This window comes from Citrobacter sp. MGH105, from assembly GCF_001037485.2.
GTDB lineage: Bacteria > Pseudomonadota > Gammaproteobacteria > Enterobacterales > Enterobacteriaceae > Citrobacter > Citrobacter portucalensis.
The window spans coordinates 3,949,118-3,969,863 of sequence record NZ_CP073048.1 but is presented as its reverse complement, the minus strand read 5'-3'; the positions used below and the strand labels follow the sequence as shown (position 1 = coordinate 3,969,863).

Here is a 20,746-nt window from a genome sequence, read left to right as displayed (position 1 = left end):
CTTTGCATTCTGTTAACAAACGCGGTATAACAAACCTTCTTTGGATGTTTAGATGTCCATACGTTTAGAAGGTTATATGCAAACAACACAACAAAATGCGCCACTGAAGCGCACAATGAAAACGCGTCACCTGATTATGCTTTCCTTGGGCGGCGTGATTGGCACAGGATTATTCTTCAATACCGGGTACATCATTTCCACCACTGGAGCGGCGGGAACGCTGCTGGCCTATCTGATTGGCGCGCTGGTGGTCTGGCTGGTTATGCAGTGTCTGGGCGAGCTGTCGGTCGCGATGCCGGAGACCGGAGCGTTTCACGTTTATGCCGCGCGCTATCTTGGTCCGGCTACCGGGTATACCGTGGCCTGGCTCTACTGGCTGACCTGGACCGTGGCGCTGGGTTCGAGCTTTACCGCCGCTGGATTCTGTATGCAGTACTGGTTTCCACAGGTGCCGGTATGGGTCTGGTGCGTGGTGTTCTGCGCGATTATTTTTGGTCTGAATGTTATCTCCACGCGCTTTTTTGCCGAAGGGGAGTTCTGGTTCTCGCTGGTCAAAGTGGTCACTATCATCGCCTTTATCATCCTCGGTGGGGCGGCGATTTTCGGCTTTATTCCGATGCAGGATGGCTCGCCCGCGCCGGGGCTGAGTAATATCACGGCAGAAGGCTGGTTCCCGCACGGTGGCTTACCGATTTTGATGACTATGGTGGCAGTGAACTTTGCTTTTTCGGGTACCGAGCTTATCGGCATTGCCGCCGGTGAAACGGAAAACCCGCGCAAAGTTATCCCGGTAGCGATTCGTACTACCATCGCGCGACTGATTATTTTCTTTATCGGCACCGTGTTTGTGCTGGCAGCGCTGATCCCGATGCAGCAGGCGGGCGTGGAGAAAAGCCCGTTTGTGCTGGTATTTGAGAAAGTAGGGATCCCGTACGCCGCTGATATTTTTAACTTCGTGATCCTGACGGCTATTCTTTCTGCAGCGAACTCCGGGTTATATGCCTCCGGGCGCATGCTGTGGTCGTTGTCGAATGAACGTACGCTACCGGCCTGTTTTGCGCGAGTAACGAAAAACGGCGTGCCACTGACGGCGCTGTCGGTCAGTATGCTCGGTGGTGTGCTGGCGCTGTTTTCCAGCGTGGTGGCCCCGGACACGGTATTTGTTGCGCTGTCGGCAATCTCCGGGTTTGCGGTGGTGGCGGTGTGGCTGAGTATCTGCGCCTCGCATTTTGTTTTTCGTCGCCGTCATCTGCAACAAGGTAAGGCATTGAGTGAATTACATTATCGCGCGCCGTGGTATCCGCTGGTGCCAGTATTAGGTTTTATGCTGTGCCTGGTGGCCTGTGTAGGACTGGCATTCGATCCAGCGCAGAGAATTGCGTTGTGGTGCGGGTTACCGTTTGTTGCGTTGTGCTATGGTGCTTATTTCCTTACTCAACCCCGAAACGCAAAACAGGAGCCAGAACATGTCGCAGAATAATCCGTTACGCGCTCTCCTTGATAAACAGGATATCCTGCTGCTGGATGGCGCGATGGCGACGGAGCTGGAAGCGCGAGGGTGTAACTTAGCCGACAGCCTGTGGTCAGCCAAAGTGCTGGTAGAAAACCCGGAGCTTATCCGCGAAGTGCATCTTGATTACTACCGGGCGGGGGCGCAATGCGCGATCACTGCCAGCTATCAGGCGACGCCGGCGGGCTTCGCCGCGCGAGGTCTGGATGAAGCGCAGTCGAAAGCGCTGATTGGCAAAAGCGTGGAGCTGGCGCGTAAAGCCCGTGAAGCGTATCTGGCAGAGAACCCGCAGGCGGGAACGCTTCTGGTGGCGGGATCCGTCGGGCCTTACGGCGCGTATCTGGCGGATGGCTCTGAATACCGTGGCGATTATCATTGTAGCGTTGAGGCATTTCAGGCGTTTCATCGCCCGCGCGTGGAAGCCTTGCTGGATGCCGGGGCCGATCTGCTGGCCTGCGAAACCCTGCCGAATTTTGCCGAGATTGAGGCGTTGGCTGAGCTGTTGACCGCATATCCGCGTGCGCGGGCGTGGTTCTCATTTACCCTGCGCGACAGCGAGCACCTGAGCGACGGTACGCCGCTGCGTGACGTGGTTGCGTTGCTGGCGGGTTATCCGCAGGTGGTGGCGCTAGGCATTAACTGTATTGCGCTGGAAAACACCACCGCTGCGTTGCAGCATTTACAGGGTTTAACGGTGCTGCCGCTTGTGGTGTATCCGAACTCGGGCGAGCATTACGATGCGGTGAGCAAAACCTGGCATCATCACGGTGAACATTGCGCGCAGCTGGCGGATTATCTGCCGCAGTGGCAGGCCGCTGGCGCACGGTTAATTGGCGGGTGCTGTCGCACCACGCCTGCGGATATCGCCGCGTTAAAAGCGCGAAGCTGAGGGTTTATCGGGTCTACATCGTTCATTGTAGGCCTGATAAGCGCAGCGCATCAGGCATTGCCGGATGGCGGCGCAAGCGCCTTATCCGGCCTACAAAACCACAAAACGTTATGCCGCATCCGCCAGAACAAACATGCCGTACGGATGGATTTCAAGATAATACTGCTCGCCGACGTCCGGTTGCAGACGCGTAGCGTTGACCTGCAATAATATCTCCTGCCCGTGCCATTCCACCGTCACTTCATACTGCGGCCCCATATAGGCGACATGGCGGATCACGCAGCGCTGGCTCTCTTGGCCGCGATCGCTGAGCGTGATCGCTTCCGGGCGCACACCGACCATCCCTTCACCCTGTGTACCAAAGTGCAGCGGGCGCGGCAGATGATAGCCGTAGATATCAACGTATCCGTCGCTGAAGGTTGCCGGGAACAGGTTGGCATCGCCCATAAAGCTCGCCATAAAGCGGGAGGCGGGCTGGCGGTAAAGATCCTGCGGTGAGCCGATCTGCATGATGTGTCCCTTGTTCATCACCAGCACAGTATCAGAAACCGCAAAGGCTTCGCTCTGATCGTGGGTAACGTACAGCGAGGTGATATCAAACTGCTTTTGCAACTCGCGGATCTTGTCGCGCATGCTGCGACGCAGGTTGGCGTCGAGGTTACTCAACGGCTCATCAAACAGCAGCACTTTCGGCTTGAGGATCAGCGCGCGGGCCAGCGCCACGCGCTGCTGCTGCCCGCCGGAGATCTGATCGACAAAGCGGTCTTCGAATCCTTCCAGATCCACCATCGCCAACGCCTCTTTGACGCGGGCTTTCAGCTCTGCGCGCGGTACGCCGAGCATTTTCAGGCCATAACCGACATTCTCTCCCAGCGACATATGCGGGAACAGGGCATAGGACTGAAACACCATACAGATATCGCGCTGCTGAATAGAGCGATGGGTGACGTCTTCGCCATCAATGAAAATTTGCCCTTCGCTCGGTTTTTCCAGCCCGGCAACCAGGCGCAAAATAGTGGTTTTGCCGCAGCCGGACGGGCCGAGCAGCGTCACCATTTGCCCCTGCGGGATGGTGAGGTTGATATTGTCGATTACCGTATTACTGCCAAATCGTTTAGTGACGTTGCGCAGTTCAACGAAATTTTTCTGAGTCATAGTGCGCTCCATTACGCCTGGTTTTTGGCTTTTGAACGGGAGGTACGTGATTCACCGATCAGCCAGTCAAAGATGAAAATAATCGCCAGCATCACCACGATCAGAATGGAACCGTAGGCAATCGCTACACCGTATTCGCCATCTTCCACGCGGTTGAGGATGTAAGCCGTCGCTACGCGGGTATCCGGCGTGACGAGGAACACAATGGCGCTGACGGTGGTAATGGCGCGCACAAAGCTGTAAATCAGCGCCGAGAGGATCGCCGGGCGCAGCAGCGGCAGCAGGATGTGCGTAATGGTACGCAGGGAACCGGCGCGCAGGCTGAGTGAGGCTTCATCGAGCGATTTATCGATTTGGCCCAAGCCCGCGATGCCCGCGCGAATGCCGACCGGGACGTTACGCATTACCATCGAGATAATGACAATCGCCGCCGTACCAGTGAGGTACACCGGGGCGCTGTTAAAGGCCAGAATGTACGACACGCCCGCGACGGTGCCCGGAACGGCAAAGCACAGCATGGTGGTGAACTCGATGGTCTTCTTGCCTTTAAACTGCTGGCGCACCACGATCCACGCGATCAGCAGGCCGAAGATCGCGGTGATCGGCGCGGCAATCCCGGCGTAGAGCAGGGTGTCGAGCAGTGAAGGCCACGCGCCATCGCTCATCCCCTGACCGAACAGTTTGGTAAAGTTCGCCAGCGTCAGGGTGTAGTCCACGCCCCAGTTGACGGTGAAGCTACCGTAGAAAATGCTGCCGTAGAGCAGGGCGTTAAAGGCAATCCACACTGCCAGCAGCGCGACCACACTCCATACCAGCGTTACCGGCAGCGGCTGTACGTCGCCCCGGTAGGATTTGCCGGAAACGGTGACGTATGAGCGTTTACCAATCCACATATACTGCACGCAAAACACCAGCAGCGAGAACAGCAGCAGGAAGGCACCCAGCGTACTGGCGGCCTGGTAGTCAAGCTGCGAACCGGTGATGTAGAAGTAGATTTGCGTTGCCAGCACGTCGAAGTTACCGCCGAGCACCAGCGGGTTACTAAAGTCGGCCAGCGACTGCACGACCACAATCAAAAAGGCGTTAGCCAGTGCTGGTTTCAGCAGCGGGACAAACACGCCGTTAAAGGTCTGCCAGCGGCTGGCACGCAGGGTGTATGACGCTTCTTCCAGCGACGGATGAATGGTTTTGATTGCTCCGTCGAGGATCATAAACGCCATCGGCGTAAAGGCCAGAACCTGCGCCAGCCAGATGCCGGTAAAGCCATACAGCCAGTTGGTGTTGGTTAAACCAAACCATTCGACCATAAACTCGGTGATGTAACCGGAGCGTCCCATCATCAGCGTGACGCCTAAACCGACGACAAACGGCGGAGTGACGATCGGCAAAATCGAGAAGATACGTCCGATTATGGCGCTGCGCCTGGCGATACGGGTGGTGTAGATAGCCAGTACCAGACCAAAGAAGGTACAGCCGACGCCGACGGCAATCGACAGCATAATCGAGTTGAGGATCACCTGAATGATATGCGCCTGCGACAGCACATTCATAAACGCCAGCGGGGCAAATTCCCCGGCGTCGTTGGTGAACATCGGAATGAAAATGGCGATGCTTGGCCAAACGATAAAAATACCGATCAGCGCGACAATCGCGGTAAGTGAGCCGATGACGAAACGGTCACCGCCCAGCCATTCGAGGCGGGTGAGTGCCAGGGTCATGATTGCGCCAAGCGCGACAAACAGCACGATGGTGGCATAGCCTAAGCCGCGACCCTCAAGGGTGGCGCTGGCGACAATAAAGGCCATACAGAAAAATGCCCAACCCGCGTCAAGATAATGGCGGCTGCGCTGTTCGCGCCTGGCTTCATGGAATGGGCGCACCAGCAGCAGGCTTGGCAGCAGATACCACAGCCAACTGATATTAAACTGCGACCAGCCGTAGGCGGTGAGTATTTCCTCCCGCGTTGACTCCAGCAGACCGTAGTCCAGGCTCCAGCTCGGCAGCAGGGCAAACGCCAGCCAGCCGAGCAAAACCCAAAGAAATATCGCATCCCGTTTTTTCACGGGATGGAGTGCAAGTGTGTGTGACATAGCGTTTCCGGTAATGTAGGCCGGGTAAGGCGTTTACACCGCACCCGGCAAATGAACGCAACGTGGGCTTATTTACCCATCTTAACTTCGCTAACCCACTTATTGATCAACGCCTTACGTACGTCAGTCGAGCCGTACTTATCCATGTCGTAATTGATAAGCTTCAGGTCGTCGAGCTTCAGCGAGTTAGGAGAGGTCTCGGCGGTGGTGTTGGTCAGGATCTGATAGGATTTGCCTTTCTTCCACGCCAGCTCCTGCGCGTCTTTCGACAGCACCCAGTCAACGAACAGTTTGGCGTTGTCGACGTTGCGCGCGCCTTTCAGGATGCTGACGCCGCCGATTTCATACCCGGTGCCTTCGCAGGGGGAAATCAGCTCCAGCGGTGCGCCCTGTTCTTTTTCCAGCGAGTAGTCGTGCAGGAAGCCAATGCCGATAGCCGTTTCGCCGCGAGCGGCGTTACGCGCCGGGGCAATGCCGGATTTGGTGTATTGAGAGACGTTGGCATTGAGCTGTTTCAGGTAATCAAAGGCCTGATCTTCACCCCACAGTTGAGCAAAGGTCGCCAGCGCGGTGTAGGCGGTACCGGAGCTTTGCGGGTCAGCAATCTGGATTTCGCCTTTGTATTCCGGTTTGGTCAGATCCTTCCAGCATTTTGGCACCGGCAGGTTTTTCTCTTTCAGGCGCTGGGTGTTGACGCCAAAGCCCAGAATACCGACGTAAACCGCCGAAGAGAGGTTACCTTTGACCTTCGCGGGATCGCGGAATTTCTCCATGATCTGTTCGAGGTTTGGTGATTTATACGGCTGCAGCAGACCCATTTCACCGGCCTGGGATTGCGGATCCAGCGTACCGCCGTACCACACATCCGCCTGCGGGTTTTTCTTCTCGGCATCCACTTTCGCCAGCGTACTGCCCGAGCCGTTGCGAATGAATGAGGTTTTCACATCATATTTTTCACCGAAGGCTTTGGTTTCGGTTTCGCACATCTCGTTGGTGGCGCTGCAATACACCACCAGACGGCCCTGCGCCTGGGCTGCGTTGCTGAAGGCCGCCAGCGTCAGAGCGGAAGCAATCAGGGTAGAGGTAAGCGTCAGTTTCATTGTTTTATCCTTTGACTGAGAGAAGGGGTAATGCCCGCAATGAGCAACGGCATCAGCAATAAACCCATAAAGACAGCGGCAACCGAGAGCAAACTGAACATTCCCGACCAGCCGTAATGTTCTATGACCAACGACAGCGGCCAACCCGCCAGCGCGGCCCCCAGATAGGCGAACAGCCCGAGAAAACCGGTAATTGAACCTGCCGCCGCTTTGTGTCCGCATTCAACGGCTGCGAGGCCAATCAACATCTGCGGGCCAAAAACGAAAAAGCCCACGGTAAAGAAACACACTGCCAGTAGCGCGTAGTGGTGCACTGGTGCCAGCCACAGTGCGGCGACGGAAACCATCAGCCCCAGCGTGAACAGCAAAATCATCGGCGCACGCTGACCGCTGAACAGCAGATCCGATCCCCATCCGGCAAACAGCGCCCCCAGCAAGCCGCCAACTTCAAACAGCATCACCGTGGCATTGGCGCTGAGCAGATTCACGCCGTGGCTTTCCGTCAGCCAGATGTTGCCCCAGTCGTTGAGCGCAATGCGGATCAAGTAGACCAATACATACGACACGCCGAGCAGCCAGATCATCGGGTTTTTCAGCATGGTGGTACGTAACATTTGCCACAGCCCCATCGGCGGGCTTTGCTGTTCCTGACGTAGCTCCAGCGGGTCATGCCGCCATTCCCCTACCGTGGGTAACCCTTCTTCCTGGGGCGTACCTTTCAATTGAAGGGTGAGCCAGATTCCCAGTGCCATACTGATTATCCCCGGTGCCAGCATGGCCGCCTGCCAGCCCCACCAGTGGGCGGCAAAAGCGCTAATCAGCGGGATAATGGCGCCACCGATGTTGATCGACATATTCCAGCAGCCCCACCAGAAGCCACGTTCGTTGCGCGAGTACCAGTGGGTCAGTAGTCGGGCACAGGGTGGCCAGCCCCAGCCCTGAAAAAATCCGTTCAGCGTCCAGACCACCAGCAGCAGCGTCAGCGATTCACCAAAGGCAAACAGCACGTTTAAAACGCCGGTGGCAAACAGACCAATCCCCATAAACGCGCGCTGTCCGTGGCTGTCGTGCCACAGCCCGGCGGTGAATTTCGACAGACCATAGGTCAGATAAAACAGTGACCCAAGCAGGCCGATATCGCCTTTATCCAGACCCAGATCCGTTTGCAGCGCCGGGAGGACATAGTTAACGCTTTTGCGCGTCAGATAAAACGCGGCGTAACCAATTACCATACACATCAGCAGCCTGGGGCGTAGCGCCCGGTATTGTTGGTCTGTTTCGCTGGCTGAGCGTGTATGCATGGCAGTCTCCGTTTGTGCTGACTATAGGAAAGTGAAAGCAAAAGGGGATGAGAGAAAGTCCGCAGTGACTAAGACTTTTTCCTGGTTAGCGACTGGTTTGTTGCAAATTTGTGGGCAGGTTAACAATTACTCGCGTGCCGTTGTTTGATTCGAGCGTCAGTTCACCGCCAAGGGCGCTCACCCGCTCACGCATCCCCTGGATACCGAAACCGGGAATTTTTTCTGGCAGAATACCAACGCCGTTGTCAGTGACGTCCAGAAACAAGCAATGTTCCCGCTGGCGCAGCGTAATCGACACATCGCTGGCATCGGCATGTTTACAGACGTTATTGAGTAACTCCTGCAACAGGCGATACAGCGTGAAGCGCACCGTTTCGTTTTCTGGCGTATTTTCTAGCTGATAATCAAAGCGGCAGCGAATACCCCGTTCAGCAAAAGCAAATTCATTCACCAGATGATGTAGTGCATCTTTAAAAGACAGTTCATCGAGCGCGGGGGGGCGCAGTTGGCGCAGCAACTGACGGGTGGAGTGATGAATACGCCGGGCCAGGTCGTTGATTTGATTCGCAGCATCAAGCGTTTGCTCACGACCCGGTGCGCGTTTGACCAGTTGCGACTGAATTTGAATGGCGGTGATGTTCTGACCAATTTCGTCGTGCAGTTCCCGCGCCAGGCTTTTGCGCGTGTTTTCTTCGGTGCGGATCAGCTGTTCGGTCAGCGCGCGACGCGCCGCCAATTCGGTTTCCAGACGCTGGCGATAATGGTGCAGGTTTTGCGCCAAATGCTGCTGGCGGCTGATGGCGATCCCCAGCCCTATACCCAGCAGAGCCTGGGTGGCGAGGAAAATCTCCAGCTCCAGTAAATTACTGAACCCGACACCGATTTGCCGGGCGATGGTGATCATCATACTGCCGAGCAATCCGGACAACACGCCGCCCTGCCAGCCAAATTTCCACGCCATCACCACGTTCGGTAAGAACACCACGATCAGCAACAAGCGCTCGATCTCTGGCGACAGCACCATCTGAGTACCGATGCCAATAATAAAAAACAGGCTACACCAGATGATAAGCGAAGTGCGCAGCGGGGGATTGGTGGTATCCAGCCCGAGCAGATGATAGCGGTGCTGTTGGCGCAGAAATTCATAGATCAGATAGACAAACGGCGTCAGCAACACGCCGCCGGTAAACGACGCCAGGCCAATCAGCGTTGCCGGGCTCTGGATAAACGGTGAAAGCAGGGCAGTATTGAGCAATGAGGTGAGCGTTACGGCGGCCAGCAGCAGCGTTAAGCGTTGCCAGTAAAGGGGAAAGCGGTGCCAGTATGACTGGCCGATGCTCGCTGGAATCAGGCTAATTAACGGCGCAGCCAGCAGGATATAGCCATTCAATAATTGCTCGCTGTGCAGCCAGAACAGCATCAGTACCGGCGGTAGTATCAGCGCGGGCCAGTAACGGCGAGAAAGCAGAATTAACAGCGCGAGATAGACGCCGTGTGGCAGAAATAGCGCCGCCTGCTGGCCGTTGTGGGTCAGGTAAAACCCCAGCGTCCACAGCATCAGCCAGCCCGATCCCCAGGCCAGCAGAATAAACAGAGAAATAACCCAATGCCGAAGGTTACGCGACATTAATGCCCCGTCAATAGCTGGTGGTCGAGGGCAAAATGCACCAGATCGATGGTGCTGTGGCATTGCAGTTTGCCCAGCACGTTCGCTCGATGAACGTGCACCGTCTTGTGGCTGAGGTCGAGCTTGAAGGCGATCTCTTTTACGCTGTCGCCTTTGACCAACAGATCAAACACTTCACGCTCGCGCGGGGTCAGAACTTCCAGAACCTGCGCGGGCTGCTCGCCGCCGCGTAGCGCACGCAGCGCATCGGCACACAGGTAATGTCCGCCCAAGCCCACCGAGCGTACCGCCTGCACCAGTTCTTCCGGGCCGCAGCGTTTGGTCAGGTAACCACTGGCGCCAGCGTCCAGCGCGCTTTGCACAAACGTGGGCGAGTCATAAATGCTGAGAATAATGGCGCGAAAACCGGGCTTTTGTGTCCGCAGTCGTTTTAACAGACTCAGGCCATTTTCATCCGGCATGGCGATATCCATTACCGCGACGCTGACGTCATCATGCAGAAGTGCAGGCCAGGCCTCCGCCGCGCTGCTGTACTGACCGGTAACGTTAAGATCGTCTTCGAGACTGAGTAATTGCGCAAAGCCGGAACGCACCACCACATGGTCATCCACCAGCACAACATGAATCATGATATTGCTCTCTTGCTGACAATGGCCTCTATGATGCCTGCCAGCGCCGCGCTGGCAATCATCGTGGCGCGGATATGTAACGAATGTAACAAAATCGCAATAATTTGCCGGGTGTTGTAGCGAGTGTAGGCCTGATAAGCGCAGCGCATCAGGCATTGATTGCCGGATGGCGGCGCAAGCGCCTTATCCGGCCTACGTTCCGTAATGAGCGAAATAGCTAACTATTGCCGCTTTTTTTCTAAAAACGCTTTGTTCTTAGCCAGAATTTTTAATTCCTTTATCAAAATGTGCCGCAACGAAATACTGCCCTCATAACAAGACAGGGGAGCAGACAATCATGGCTATTTCATCGCGTAACGCACTTCTTGCCGCACTGGCATTCATCGCATTTCAGGCGCAGGCGGTGAACGTCACCGTTGCTTATCAGACCTCCGCCGAACCTGCCAAAGTGGCGCAGGCGGACAACACGTTTGCCAAAGAGAGCGGGGCGACCGTTGACTGGCGCAAATTCGACAGCGGGGCGAGCATCGTTCGTGCGCTGGCATCCGGTGATGTGCAGATCGGTAATCTTGGCTCCAGCCCGCTGGCGGTCGCTGCCAGTCAGCAGGTGCCTATTGAGGTTTTCCTGTTGGCATCAAAGCTCGGCAATTCTGAGGCGCTGGTGGTGAAGAAAAACATCAGTAAACCGGAAGATTTGATTGGCAAACGCATTGCCGTGCCGTTTATTTCCACCACCCATTACAGCCTGCTGGCGGCGTTGAAACATTGGGGGATTAAACCCGGCCAGGTGGAGATTGTGAACCTGCAACCACCGGCGATTATTGCCGCATGGCAGCGCGGAGATATTGATGGTGCGTATGTCTGGGCACCTGCGGTCAACGCGTTGGAAAAAGACGGAAAGGTGTTAACCGACTCCTCGCAGGTTGGCGAGTGGGGGGCACCGACGCTGGACGTGTGGGTGGTGCGCAAAGATTTTGCCGAGAAGCATCCTGAGGTGGTGAAAGCCTTTGCCAAAAGCGCTATCGATGCCCAGCAGCCTTATATCGCTAATCCTGATGAATGGCTGAAGCAGCCGGAGAATATCAGCAAACTGTCGCGTTTGAGCGGCGTACCGGAGGCGGATGTACCGGGGCTGGTGAAAGGTAACACTTACCTGACACCGCAACAGCAAACCGCTGAGCTAACCGGCCCGGTGAACAAAGCGATTATCGACACCGCGCAGTTCCTTAAAGAGCAGGGCAAAGTCCCCGCTGTCGCGACAGATTACAGCCAGTACGTGACCGATCGCTTCGTGCAATAAATATGGAGGCGATGATGCTGCAAATCTCTCATCTTGCCGCCAGCTACGGTGGAAAACCGGCGCTGGAGGATATCAACCTGACGCTCGATAGCGGTGAACTGCTGGTGGTACTCGGGCCTTCCGGTTGTGGGAAAACCACGTTGTTAAATCTGATTGCCGGGTTTGTGCCGTATCAGCATGGCAGCATCACGCTGGCGGGTAACAGGGTTGACGGTCCGGGGGCAGATCGCGGGGTCGTGTTCCAGAACGAAGGTCTGCTGCCCTGGCGTAACGTGCAGGACAACGTGGCTTTTGGTCTGCAACTGGCGGGCGTGGACAAGCAGCTGCGCCAGCGTATTGCACTGGAAATGTTGCAGAAAGTCGGACTGGAGGGCGCGGGCAAACGCTTTATCTGGCAGCTTTCCGGTGGACAACGTCAGCGTGTCGGCATTGCGCGGGCACTGGCGGCCAACCCGCAGCTGTTGCTGCTGGATGAACCTTTTGGCGCGCTCGACGCCTTTACCCGCGAGCAGATGCAAACCCTGCTGCTGAAGCTGTGGTATGAGACCGGGAAACAGGTGTTGTTGATTACCCATGATATCGAAGAAGCGGTGTTTATGGCGACAGAGCTGGTATTGCTGTCCCCAGGTCCTGGTCGGGTGCTGGAACGACTGCCGCTTAATTTTGCCCGTCGTTTTGTGGCCGGAGAGTCGAGCCGCAGCATTAAGTCCGATCCGCAGTTTATCGCCATGCGCGAGTATGTGTTAGGTCGGGTCTTTGAACAACGGGAGGCATTCTCATGAGCGTGGTGATTAATGATAAACCCCGTCGCCAGCGGGTGCTGAACTGGCGCTGGCCGTTCTCGCGGCAGATTACCTTAAGCCTTGGTACGTTGGCCGTCATTCTGGCGGTGTGGTGGACGGTGGCGGCGCTGCAGTTAATCAGTCCGCTGTTTTTACCGCCGCCGGGACAGGTTTTACAAAAGCTGATCGTCATTGCCGGGCCGCAAGGGTTTATGGATGCCACGCTGTGGCAGCATCTGGCGGCGAGTCTGACGCGTATTGTTATCGCGCTGCTGGCGGCAGTGCTGCTGGGCGTTCCGGTTGGGATCGCGATGGGGCTGAGTCCTACGATGCGCGGCATTCTCGATCCGATCATTGAACTGTATCGTCCGGTTCCTCCCCTGGCCTATTTACCGCTGATGGTCATTTGGTTTGGCATCGGTGAAACCTCCAAGATTCTGCTGATCTATCTGGCGATTTTCGCCCCTGTGGCGATGTCGGCGCTGGCGGGGGTAAAAAGTGCGCAGCAGGTGAGAATCCGGGCCGCGCAGTCGCTGGGGGCCAGCCGTGCGCAGGTGCTGTGGTTTGTGATTTTACCGGGTGCCTTGCCGGAAATTCTTACCGGGTTGCGTATTGGACTGGGCGTGGGGTGGTCGACGCTGGTGGCAGCTGAACTGATCGCTGCCACGCGAGGGTTAGGATTTATGGTGCAGTCAGCCGGTGAGTTTCTGGCAACGGATGTGGTGCTGGCAGGGATTGCGGTCATTGCCGTTATCGCATTTATTTTAGAGCTGGGTCTGCGCGCGCTTCAGCGTCGCCTGACGCCCTGGCATGGAGAAGTACAATGAGTGAACGTCTGAGCATTACCCCGCTGGGGCCGTACATTGGCGCACAAATCACTGGTGCGGATTTGACGCGTCCGCTGAGCGATAATCAGTTTGAACAGCTTTATCATGCGGTATTGCGCCACCAGGTGGTGTTTCTGCGACAGCAGGTGATTACGCCACAACAGCAGCGGGCACTGGCGCTGCGTTTCGGCGACCTGCATATTCATCCGGTCTACCCACACGCCGAAGGGGTAGAGGAAATTATCGTACTGGATACCCATAACGATAATCCGCCGGATAACGACAACTGGCACACCGATGTCACCTTTATCGACACGCCGCCTGCCGGGGCGATTCTGGCAGCAAAAGAGCTGCCATCGGCCGGGGGAGACACTCTATGGACCAGCGGAATTGCCGCTTATGAGGCATTGTCTGAGCCGTTTCGTCAGCTGTTGAGTGGCCTGCGGGCAGAGCATGATTTCCGTAAATCATTCCAGGAATATAAATACCGCAAGACACCAGAAGAGCATCAGCGCTGGCTGGAGGCCGTCGCTAAACATCCACCGTTGCTACATCCGGTGGTGCGGACCCATCCGGTAAGCGGTAAACAGGCACTGTTTGTGAATGAGGGATTTACTACGCGAATTGTCGATGTGACGGAAAAAGAGAGCGAGGCGTTACTAAGCTTTTTATTCGCGCATATCACCAAACCGGAGTTTCAGGTGCGCTGGCGCTGGCAGCCCAACGATGTGGCGATTTGGGATAATCGCGTCACGCAACATTATGCCAATGCGGATTATCTGCCGCAGCGGCGTATTATGCACCGGGCGACGATCCTTGGGGATCAGCCTTTTTATCGGGCGGGGTGATTGTTGGTGGGGTTTTACTTATCGGGCCTGGAACTGTCGGCCCGATAAGGTGAAGTCGCCATTCGGCAACAAAGTGGTTAGCGCAGGATTTTTTTCTCAGCCAGATCCAGTGCGAAGTAGCTGAAGATCAGATCCGCGCCAGCGCGTTTGATCGAGCCTAAGCTTTCCAGAACCACTTTCTCTTCATCTATTGCACCTGCCATCGCCGCGAATTTGATCATCGCGTATTCACCGCTGACCTGATAAGCGCCAATCGGCAGCTCGGTGCGCTCGCGGATATCACGCAGAATATCGAGATACGCGCCAGCCGGTTTGACCATCAGGCAGTCTGCGCCCTGGGCTTCATCCAGCAGCGATTCGCGAATCGCTTCACGGCGATTCATCGGGTTCATTTGATACGTTTTACGATCGCCTTTCAGCGCCGTGCCTGCGGCTTCACGGAACGGGCCGTAGAAAGAAGAGGCAAACTTGGTGGAGTAGGACATGATCGCAGTATCGGTGAATCCCGCGGCGTCCAGCGCCTGGCGAATCGCCTGTACCTGGCCGTCCATTGCGGCGGAAGGGGCGATGAAATCTGCGCCCGCTGCGGCGGCAACAACTGCCTGTTTGCCGAGGTTGGCAAGGGTTAAATCGTTATCAACGCCGTGATCGCATAACACGCCGCAGTGACCATGCGAGGTGTATTCACAGAAACAGGTGTCGGACATGACGACCATTTCCGGTACGGTCTGCTTACAGATACGCGACATGCGCGCCACCAGACCGTCTTCTTTCCAGGCATCGCTGCCGGTCTCATCGGTGTGATGAGAAATCCCGAAGGTCATGACCGAGCGGATGCCTGCATTAGCAATACGTTCGATTTCGCGCGCCAGGTGTTTCTCTGGAATGCGCATCACGCCGGGCATGGCGTCGATAGCTTTGTAATCGTCGAGTTCTTCTTCAACAAAGATCGGCAACACCAGGTCATTTAAGCTGAGTGTTGTCTCTTCAAACATAGCGCGCAGCGCAGGGGATTTGCGCAGGCGACGAGGGCGTTGGATTAGGTCTGTCATGGTATGCCTGATGTTTGTGGAATCGAAGGCCGTAGTATACCCGAACCTGAGGGCGAGAGGTTTACGAAAGTTGGCGTTATGCCGAGGTTATGGTGATGTTACCAATGCTTGGTATTATGTGTTATCTCTATTTTTGCAATTATGACTATTTTAAATAGTGATTAGTTTTATGGTGAATTTAGTTTAATTTAATTTTTAATTAAGTGGCGGGATTTAACGGTATTTATTTGCTGACGTTTGATTTTTAAGTTAATCATAAGTTCAATATATTGTTTTGCCAATGGTTTTACATGTAACTGTCTAAAATAAAAATGATTTTTACGTTTATTTTCCGTTTCGAATAATTTGCATATCTATTGTCCGTAATCGGACTTAACCCAAAGAATAATTGAACCTTTCCTTTGTGAAACCGCATAATCTTCCCCGCGAAACATAAAATGTTTTCTTTGCATTGATAATTGATGGATCAACTATATTACGTCCCTGAGGAGGGATGACAAATGCACACTTGGAAAAAGAAACTTGTAGTATCACAATTAGCATTAGCCTGCACTTTGGCAATCACTTCTCAGGCGAATGCTTCAACTGATATCTCTGGGACCACCTACACAACGTTTGCTCATTATAATGACGCATCCTACGCGGATGGCGTCTATTATGATGGATATGTTGGTTGGAACAATTACGACACCGATAGTATTTATAACGGTGATATTTATCCGGTAATCAATAACGCCAATGTCAACGGCGTTATTTCGACTTATTATCTGGATGATGGGCTGTCTACTAACACCAATAACAACAGCCTGACGATTAAAAACAGCACCATTCACGGTATGGTGACATCCGAATGTATGACCACGGATTGTACTAACCGTACGGGTACTGACTATTACTACGATCGCCTGGCGATGAACGTCATCAATTCAACTATCGATGACAACTACGAACATTATACTTACAACGGTACGTATAATGACGCAGCTGACACACACGTTGTCGACGTTTATAACCTGGGTACGGCTATCACGCTGGATCAAGAAGTTGATCTGTCTATCTCCGCCAACTCTCATGTCGCTGGCATAACCCTGACTCAGGGTTACGAGTGGGCAGACATTGACGATAATACCGTCAGCACTGGCGTAAACAGCAGTGAAGTATTTAACAACACTATCGCTGTCAGCGATTCTACCCTGACCTCTGGTTCATGGACTGACGAAGGCACCACCGGTTGGTTTGGTAACACCAGCAATGCAAGCGACTACAGCGGGTCTTATACTGCAGACGATATTGCGTTAGCGGTTATTGCTAATCCAAATGCAGATAACGCGATGCAGACCACCGCAACGTTTAACAATTCCACACTGATGGGTGATGTGCTGTTCTCCAGCAACTTCGATGAGAACTTCTTCCCGAACGGTGCTGACACTTATCGTGATACCGATACTGACCTGGATACCAATGGTTGGGACGGTACTGACCGTCTGGATCTGACCCTGAACAACGGCAGTAAGTGGGTCGGCGCGGCAATGTCCGTGTACCAGGTTGACACCGATGGTGACGGCGTTTATGACAGCTACGCTGCAGGCACTGAAGCCACCGCTACGCTGATCGACATCACCGCTAACAGCCTGTGGCCGGATTCAACCTACGGTATTGATAGCGACACAACTTCTTATGACGAAAATGGTCATGTAGTTGGCAACGCTGTCTACCAGAGCGGCCTGTTCAACGTCACGCTGAACGGTGCTTCACAGTGGGATACCACCAAAACTTCCCTGATTGATACCCTGAGCATCAACAGCGGTTCTGTCGTCAACGTGGGTGATTCTGAGCTGGTTGCTGATTCTATCTCTCTGACCGGTGCTTCTGCACTGAACATCAACGAAGATGGTCACGTTGCGACGGATACGCTGTCTATCGACAACAGTACTGTCACAATCGCCGATGATGTTTCTGCTGGCTGGAATGTGCTTGAAGCTGCGCTGTATGCAAACACCATTAACGTCACTAACAACGGCGTTCTGGATGTGGGTAACAGTACCGGTAATGCACTGCAGGTTGATACCCTGAACCTGACTAGCTACACCGACGCTTATAACCATGTTAACGCGGGTGTTTTCGACATCAACAGCACTGACTATGTGCTGAATGCTGATCTGACCAACGATCGCACTAACGATAAATCTCAGTCTAACTACGGTTATGGCGTGATCGCGATGAACTCTGATGGTCATCTGACTATCAACGGTAACGGCGATTCCGACACCTCAGGCGATCAGTCTGAAGTTGATAACTATGGTGACCACGTAGCGGCGGCAACTGGTAACTATAAAGTCCGTATCGACAACGCGACTGGCGCAGGTTCTGTTGCGGATTACAAGGGTAACGAGCTGGTCTACGTTAACGACGCGAACAGCACTGCGACCTTCTCTGCAGCTAACAAAGCTGACCTGGGTGCTTACACCTATCAGGCACAGCAGCAGGGCAACACCGTTGTTCTGCAGCAGATGGAACTGACAGACTACGCGAACATGGCGCTGAGCATTCCGTCTGCTAACACCAATATCTGGAACCTGGAACAAGATACCGTTGGTACTCGTCTGACTAACGCGCGTCATGGCCTGGTTGATAACGGTGGCGCATGGGTAAGCTACTTCGGTGGTAGCTTCGATGCAGATAACGGCACCATTAACTACGATCAGGATGTTAACGGCATCATGGTCGGTGTTGATTCCAAAATTGATGGTAACAACGCTAAGTGGATTGTCGGTGCTGCAGCAGGCTTCGCGAAAGGTGATATGAGCGACCGTACCGGTCAGGTGGATCAGGATAGCCAGACTGCCTATATCTACTCTTCTGCTCACTTTGCCAACAACATCTTTGTTGACGGTAACTTAAGCTACTCTCACTTCAACAACGATCTGTCTGCCAACATGAGCAACGGTGAGTATGTTGATGGCAGCACCTCATCTGACGCCTGGGGCTTTGGCTTGAAACTGGGTTATGACCTGAAGCTGGGTGACGCAGGTTACGTAACGCCATACGGCAGCGTATCCGGTCTGTTCCAGTCTGGTGATGACTATAAGCTGAGCAACGACATGAAAGTTGATAGCCAGTCTTATGACAGCATGCGTTATGAACTCGGTGTCGATGCAGGTTATACCTTCGCTTATAGCGACGACCAGGCGCTGACTCCGTACTTCAAACTGGCCTACGTTTACGACGACTCTAACAACGATTCTGACGTAAACGGCGACTCTATCGACAACGGTGTAGAAGGTTCTGCGGTACGTGTTGGACTGGGTACTCAGTTCAGCTTTACCAAAAACTTCAGCGCATACACCGATGCTAACTACCTCGGTGGTGGCGATGTTGATCAAGACTGGTCTGCAAATGTTGGTGTTAAATATACCTGGTAAGACATCTCTTGTTGTTAAAGAAAAGATAATCTAACTCAGAAAAATGCCCGTCACGGATTTGACGGGCATTTATTGCAAGGAATGCCCAAATGTTGTCTGCAAATAAACCGCTTGTGGAATTTGGTAAGCTTGATAAATGTTTGTCAAAATATGGCAAACACTTTGAGTGTGATAACGATAAAGAAATAATTTATTCCAGTGATATAAACAGTGACGATACCTTTATCATTTTAAATGGTGTAATTTCTCTGAGGCGAGGGGAGAATGTGCTGGTCGGTATTGCGCAGGCACCGTTTATAATGGGGCTTTCAGATGGTGTGATAAAAACAGATATACAATACAGATTAATCACGGAAAGCGATTGTACGGGATACCATCTACCTGCCTCGCAAACAATTAATATAATTGAAGAGTGCCAGCTTTGGCGTGAAGCTTTTTGTTGGTTGGCATGGCAAAACTCCATGCTTGAATTACGCGATCTGCAGTTGATCGGCAATAACTCCTACGATCAGATCCGCGCGACATTGATCTCTATGACGAAATGGGATGAAGCCCTTCGCTCACGCATCGGCGTTATGAACTATATTCACCAACGCACACGAATTTCACGCTCTGTTGTCGCTGAGGTTCTCGCAGCATTGCGTAAAGGCGGTTACATTGAAATGAATAAAGGCAAACTGGTGTGCATTAACCGTTTGCCTTTTGAGTATTGAATCAGGATGCAGGAATGACCTGTGGCTTGTACCCGCTCAACTCTGCAACCAGTTCGTTGATACCGTCGCTCATATTGGTAAAACGGGTCAGCGGAGAGCGCGTCACTACGACAAATGCCCCAACGTTTTGCTGTGGGATCATCGCCATATAGGTAATGAAGCCACCGCCGCCACCGGTTTTTTGAATAATTCCCGGTCTGCCATTCTTCGGCGCCATGTAGACCCAGCCCAAACCAAGCGCATCGGCTCTGCCTGGAACGTCCATTCCCACCACTTTAGTTAACTGCGTACGCTGGTAAATCAGCGTCTGCATCCGGTCGGCCTGCTGGCTACGATGATAAAAGTCAGAAGAAAGATACTGCTGCATCCAGCGCATCATATCGCCAGGCGTTGAATAGACGCCGCCGCTGCCCATCGCTGCCAGCGTATTGTTACAAGGACTGGCACCTTTTTCCGCGACCATCAGGCGTCGGCACTGATCGGGAGATGGCGTAAAGGTGGTGTCTTTCATCCCCAGCGGACGGGTGATTTTTTCTTCAAACAGCTGCGGATAAGGCTTACCTGACGCGGTACCCAGCGCATCGGCCAGCAGATCAAACGCCAGGTTGGAATAAGAAGCCTGCGATCCTGGTGCGGCTTTAAGCGTAGCCGTTGAGAGATAGCTCCAGCGCTGCTCGCGGGTTGGCCAGACAAACACCGGGCGCTTGGCCGCGCCGCCTGGCTGTTCGCGCGGCAGTGCGCTGGTATGTGTCGCCAGATTCACCAGCGTAATTGGTGTTCCTTGATAAGTGGGTACGCGTGCGCCAGGAGGTGCATATTTACTCAATGGATCGTTGAGTTTGACCGTGCCCTGATCGAGTAATTTCACCAGCATTTCGCTGGTCATTAATTTGGTAATTGAGGCAATGCGGATTACGGAATCCAGTTGCGGGTGAACATTATTGCCGGGGCGTGTTTCACCAAAACTGCGAAATACACGCTGATTACCATCAATCACCACGAGCGCCATCCCCGTAGCACCACTGCCGTAAAATATATGGTCGGCATAACGATCAACGATATCAGAGGCGAAGACCGGATCGGTTATAGGCTGTGCCGCCTGGACAGATGTCAATGACGCCGCACACAGCGCGGCAGAAAAAAGCAGACTACGTTTCAACGGTGGTGTCCATGAGTTAGAGAAAGTGAAAAAGGATGTCGTGCGTATGCGTATTTATACTACTCATCGGCGTATTGCAAAGCGCTTATCAACCAATGATAGTGGGAAAAACGTAACGATGAGTAAACACAGGAGTTTCCTGGATTGCGGATGTTCGCTTTTGTGATCTCACGCTGTGATAATCTGCACATACTGGAACGTTGTCGAGTGTGAAAACCACAGAAACAATTCTTCATAACCGAGGTGCGAACTAAGTGCCTCGGTTTTGGTCACAATTGTCGGTTTCAGCTTGTGTTTTTGGGCGTAAGCCGTCTGGCCGCACTCTACGGTGGCAAATGCACA

16 protein-coding genes are annotated in these 20,746 nt (G+C 53.8%); 8 read left to right on the top strand and 8 right to left on the bottom strand.

The features are described 5' to 3' along the window. The first annotated feature begins 76 nt into the window (after positions 1–76). Both mmuP and mmuM read left to right on the top strand, forming a co-directional pair. The gene (mmuP, locus tag SK35_RS19185) at positions 77–1,480 is read left to right on the top strand and encodes an S-methylmethionine permease (protein ID WP_048216352.1); all 1,404 of its coding nucleotides are present in this window, start codon (positions 77–79) and stop codon (positions 1,478–1,480) included. Continuing rightward, positions 1,467–2,399: a homocysteine S-methyltransferase gene (gene mmuM / locus SK35_RS19180; RefSeq protein ID WP_048214818.1), complete on the top strand. Its 933-nt coding sequence runs from the start codon at positions 1,467–1,469 to the stop codon at positions 2,397–2,399. The genes mmuP and mmuM overlap by 14 nt, the downstream gene beginning before the upstream one ends. A 108-nt stretch (positions 2,400–2,507) precedes the next feature. Here the strand turns inward: mmuM and fbpC are convergent, their stop codons facing one another. From fbpC to SK35_RS19150, 6 genes are all read right to left on the bottom strand, one after another. Beyond that, positions 2,508–3,554 (bottom strand): ferric ABC transporter ATP-binding protein, encoded by a 1,047-nt coding sequence (gene fbpC, locus SK35_RS19175; RefSeq protein ID WP_048214817.1) that lies wholly within the window; start codon positions 3,552–3,554, stop codon positions 2,508–2,510. Between the two features lie 11 nt (positions 3,555–3,565). Continuing rightward, complete coding sequence (locus SK35_RS19170; protein ID WP_032942495.1) at positions 3,566–5,644, bottom strand: ABC transporter permease; 2,079 nt, start codon at positions 5,642–5,644, stop codon at positions 3,566–3,568. A gap of 68 nt (positions 5,645–5,712) precedes the next feature. After that, positions 5,713–6,744 (bottom strand): ABC transporter substrate-binding protein, encoded by a 1,032-nt coding sequence (locus tag SK35_RS19165; RefSeq protein ID WP_003830932.1) that lies wholly within the window; start codon positions 6,742–6,744, stop codon positions 5,713–5,715. Continuing rightward, positions 6,741–8,045 carry an MFS transporter family glucose-6-phosphate receptor UhpC gene (uhpC, locus tag SK35_RS19160; RefSeq protein WP_003830933.1) on the bottom strand — a complete coding sequence of 435 codons (1,305 nt, stop codon included), beginning with the start codon at positions 8,043–8,045 and terminating at the stop codon, positions 6,741–6,743. Before uhpC ends, SK35_RS19165 begins: the two co-directional genes overlap by 4 nt. 85 nt (positions 8,046–8,130) lie before the next feature. Beyond that, on the bottom strand, positions 8,131–9,672 hold the full coding sequence (locus SK35_RS19155; RefSeq protein ID WP_048214816.1) for an MASE1 domain-containing sensor histidine kinase: 1,542 nt from the start codon (positions 9,670–9,672) through the stop codon (positions 8,131–8,133). Further along, positions 9,672–10,301, bottom strand: a complete 630-nt coding sequence (locus SK35_RS19150; RefSeq protein WP_048214815.1) for a response regulator transcription factor — start codon at positions 10,299–10,301, stop codon at positions 9,672–9,674. The genes SK35_RS19155 and SK35_RS19150 overlap by 1 nt, the downstream gene beginning before the upstream one ends. A gap of 337 nt (positions 10,302–10,638) precedes the next feature. On the opposite strand from SK35_RS19150, the gene tauA reads away from it, so the two are divergent. From tauA to tauD, 4 genes are read left to right on the top strand one after another with little or no spacing between them, the layout of a single operon-like run. Beyond that, entirely contained in the window at positions 10,639–11,601 is a 963-nt protein-coding gene (gene tauA, locus SK35_RS19145; RefSeq protein ID WP_003830936.1) for a taurine ABC transporter substrate-binding protein, read from the top strand. A gap of 14 nt (positions 11,602–11,615) precedes the next feature. Next, entirely contained in the window at positions 11,616–12,383 is a 768-nt protein-coding gene (tauB, locus tag SK35_RS19140; RefSeq protein ID WP_048214814.1) for a taurine ABC transporter ATP-binding subunit, read from the top strand. Further along, positions 12,380–13,210, top strand: a complete 831-nt coding sequence (gene tauC / locus SK35_RS19135) for a taurine ABC transporter permease TauC (RefSeq protein WP_048214813.1) — start codon at positions 12,380–12,382, stop codon at positions 13,208–13,210. The genes tauB and tauC overlap by 4 nt, the downstream gene beginning before the upstream one ends. Beyond that, on the top strand, positions 13,207–14,058 hold the full coding sequence (tauD, locus tag SK35_RS19130) for a taurine dioxygenase (protein ID WP_048214812.1): 852 nt from the start codon (positions 13,207–13,209) through the stop codon (positions 14,056–14,058). Before tauC ends, tauD begins: the two co-directional genes overlap by 4 nt. Before the next feature lie 77 nt (positions 14,059–14,135). Here tauD and hemB read toward each other — a convergent pair whose 3' ends face one another. Beyond that, entirely contained in the window at positions 14,136–15,110 is a 975-nt protein-coding gene (hemB, locus tag SK35_RS19125) for a porphobilinogen synthase (RefSeq protein WP_048214811.1), read from the bottom strand. A gap of 500 nt (positions 15,111–15,610) precedes the next feature. Here hemB and ehaB point away from each other — a divergent pair, with 500 nt between their 5' ends. After that, positions 15,611–18,532 (top strand): autotransporter adhesin EhaB, encoded by a 2,922-nt coding sequence (ehaB, locus tag SK35_RS19120; protein ID WP_048214810.1) that lies wholly within the window; start codon positions 15,611–15,613, stop codon positions 18,530–18,532. An 89-nt stretch (positions 18,533–18,621) separates the two neighbouring features. Continuing rightward, entirely contained in the window at positions 18,622–19,245 is a 624-nt protein-coding gene (iprA, locus tag SK35_RS19115; protein ID WP_003830944.1) for a hydrogen peroxide resistance inhibitor IprA, read from the top strand. A 1-nt stretch (position 19,246) separates the two neighbouring features. Here the strand turns inward: iprA and ampH are convergent, their stop codons facing one another. Then, positions 19,247–20,404 (bottom strand): D-alanyl-D-alanine-carboxypeptidase/endopeptidase AmpH, encoded by a 1,158-nt coding sequence (gene ampH / locus SK35_RS19110; RefSeq protein ID WP_003830945.1) that lies wholly within the window; start codon positions 20,402–20,404, stop codon positions 19,247–19,249. Between the last annotated feature and the right edge of the window lie 342 nt (positions 20,405–20,746).

Coding starts and splice junctions, on each gene's coding strand:
- SK35_RS19165 (WP_003830932.1), bottom strand. CDS start 6,744: ATGAAACTGACGCTTACCTCTACCCTGATTGCTTCCGCTCTGACGCTG.
- uhpC (WP_003830933.1), bottom strand. CDS start 8,045: ATGCATACACGCTCAGCCAGCGAAACAGACCAACAATACCGGGCGCTA.
- SK35_RS19170 (WP_032942495.1), bottom strand. CDS start 5,644: ATGTCACACACACTTGCACTCCATCCCGTGAAAAAACGGGATGCGATA.
- tauC (WP_048214813.1), top strand. CDS start 12,380: ATGAGCGTGGTGATTAATGATAAACCCCGTCGCCAGCGGGTGCTGAAC.
- SK35_RS19155 (WP_048214816.1), bottom strand. CDS start 9,672: ATGTCGCGTAACCTTCGGCATTGGGTTATTTCTCTGTTTATTCTGCTG.
- tauA (WP_003830936.1), top strand. CDS start 10,639: ATGGCTATTTCATCGCGTAACGCACTTCTTGCCGCACTGGCATTCATC.
- tauB (WP_048214814.1), top strand. CDS start 11,616: ATGCTGCAAATCTCTCATCTTGCCGCCAGCTACGGTGGAAAACCGGCG.
- iprA (WP_003830944.1), top strand. CDS start 18,622: ATGTTGTCTGCAAATAAACCGCTTGTGGAATTTGGTAAGCTTGATAAA.
- hemB (WP_048214811.1), bottom strand. CDS start 15,110: ATGACAGACCTAATCCAACGCCCTCGTCGCCTGCGCAAATCCCCTGCG.
- tauD (WP_048214812.1), top strand. CDS start 13,207: ATGAGTGAACGTCTGAGCATTACCCCGCTGGGGCCGTACATTGGCGCA.
- mmuM (WP_048214818.1), top strand. CDS start 1,467: ATGTCGCAGAATAATCCGTTACGCGCTCTCCTTGATAAACAGGATATC.
- ehaB (WP_048214810.1), top strand. CDS start 15,611: ATGCACACTTGGAAAAAGAAACTTGTAGTATCACAATTAGCATTAGCC.
- mmuP (WP_048216352.1), top strand. CDS start 77: ATGCAAACAACACAACAAAATGCGCCACTGAAGCGCACAATGAAAACG.
- SK35_RS19150 (WP_048214815.1), bottom strand. CDS start 10,301: ATGATTCATGTTGTGCTGGTGGATGACCATGTGGTGGTGCGTTCCGGC.
- fbpC (WP_048214817.1), bottom strand. CDS start 3,554: ATGACTCAGAAAAATTTCGTTGAACTGCGCAACGTCACTAAACGATTT.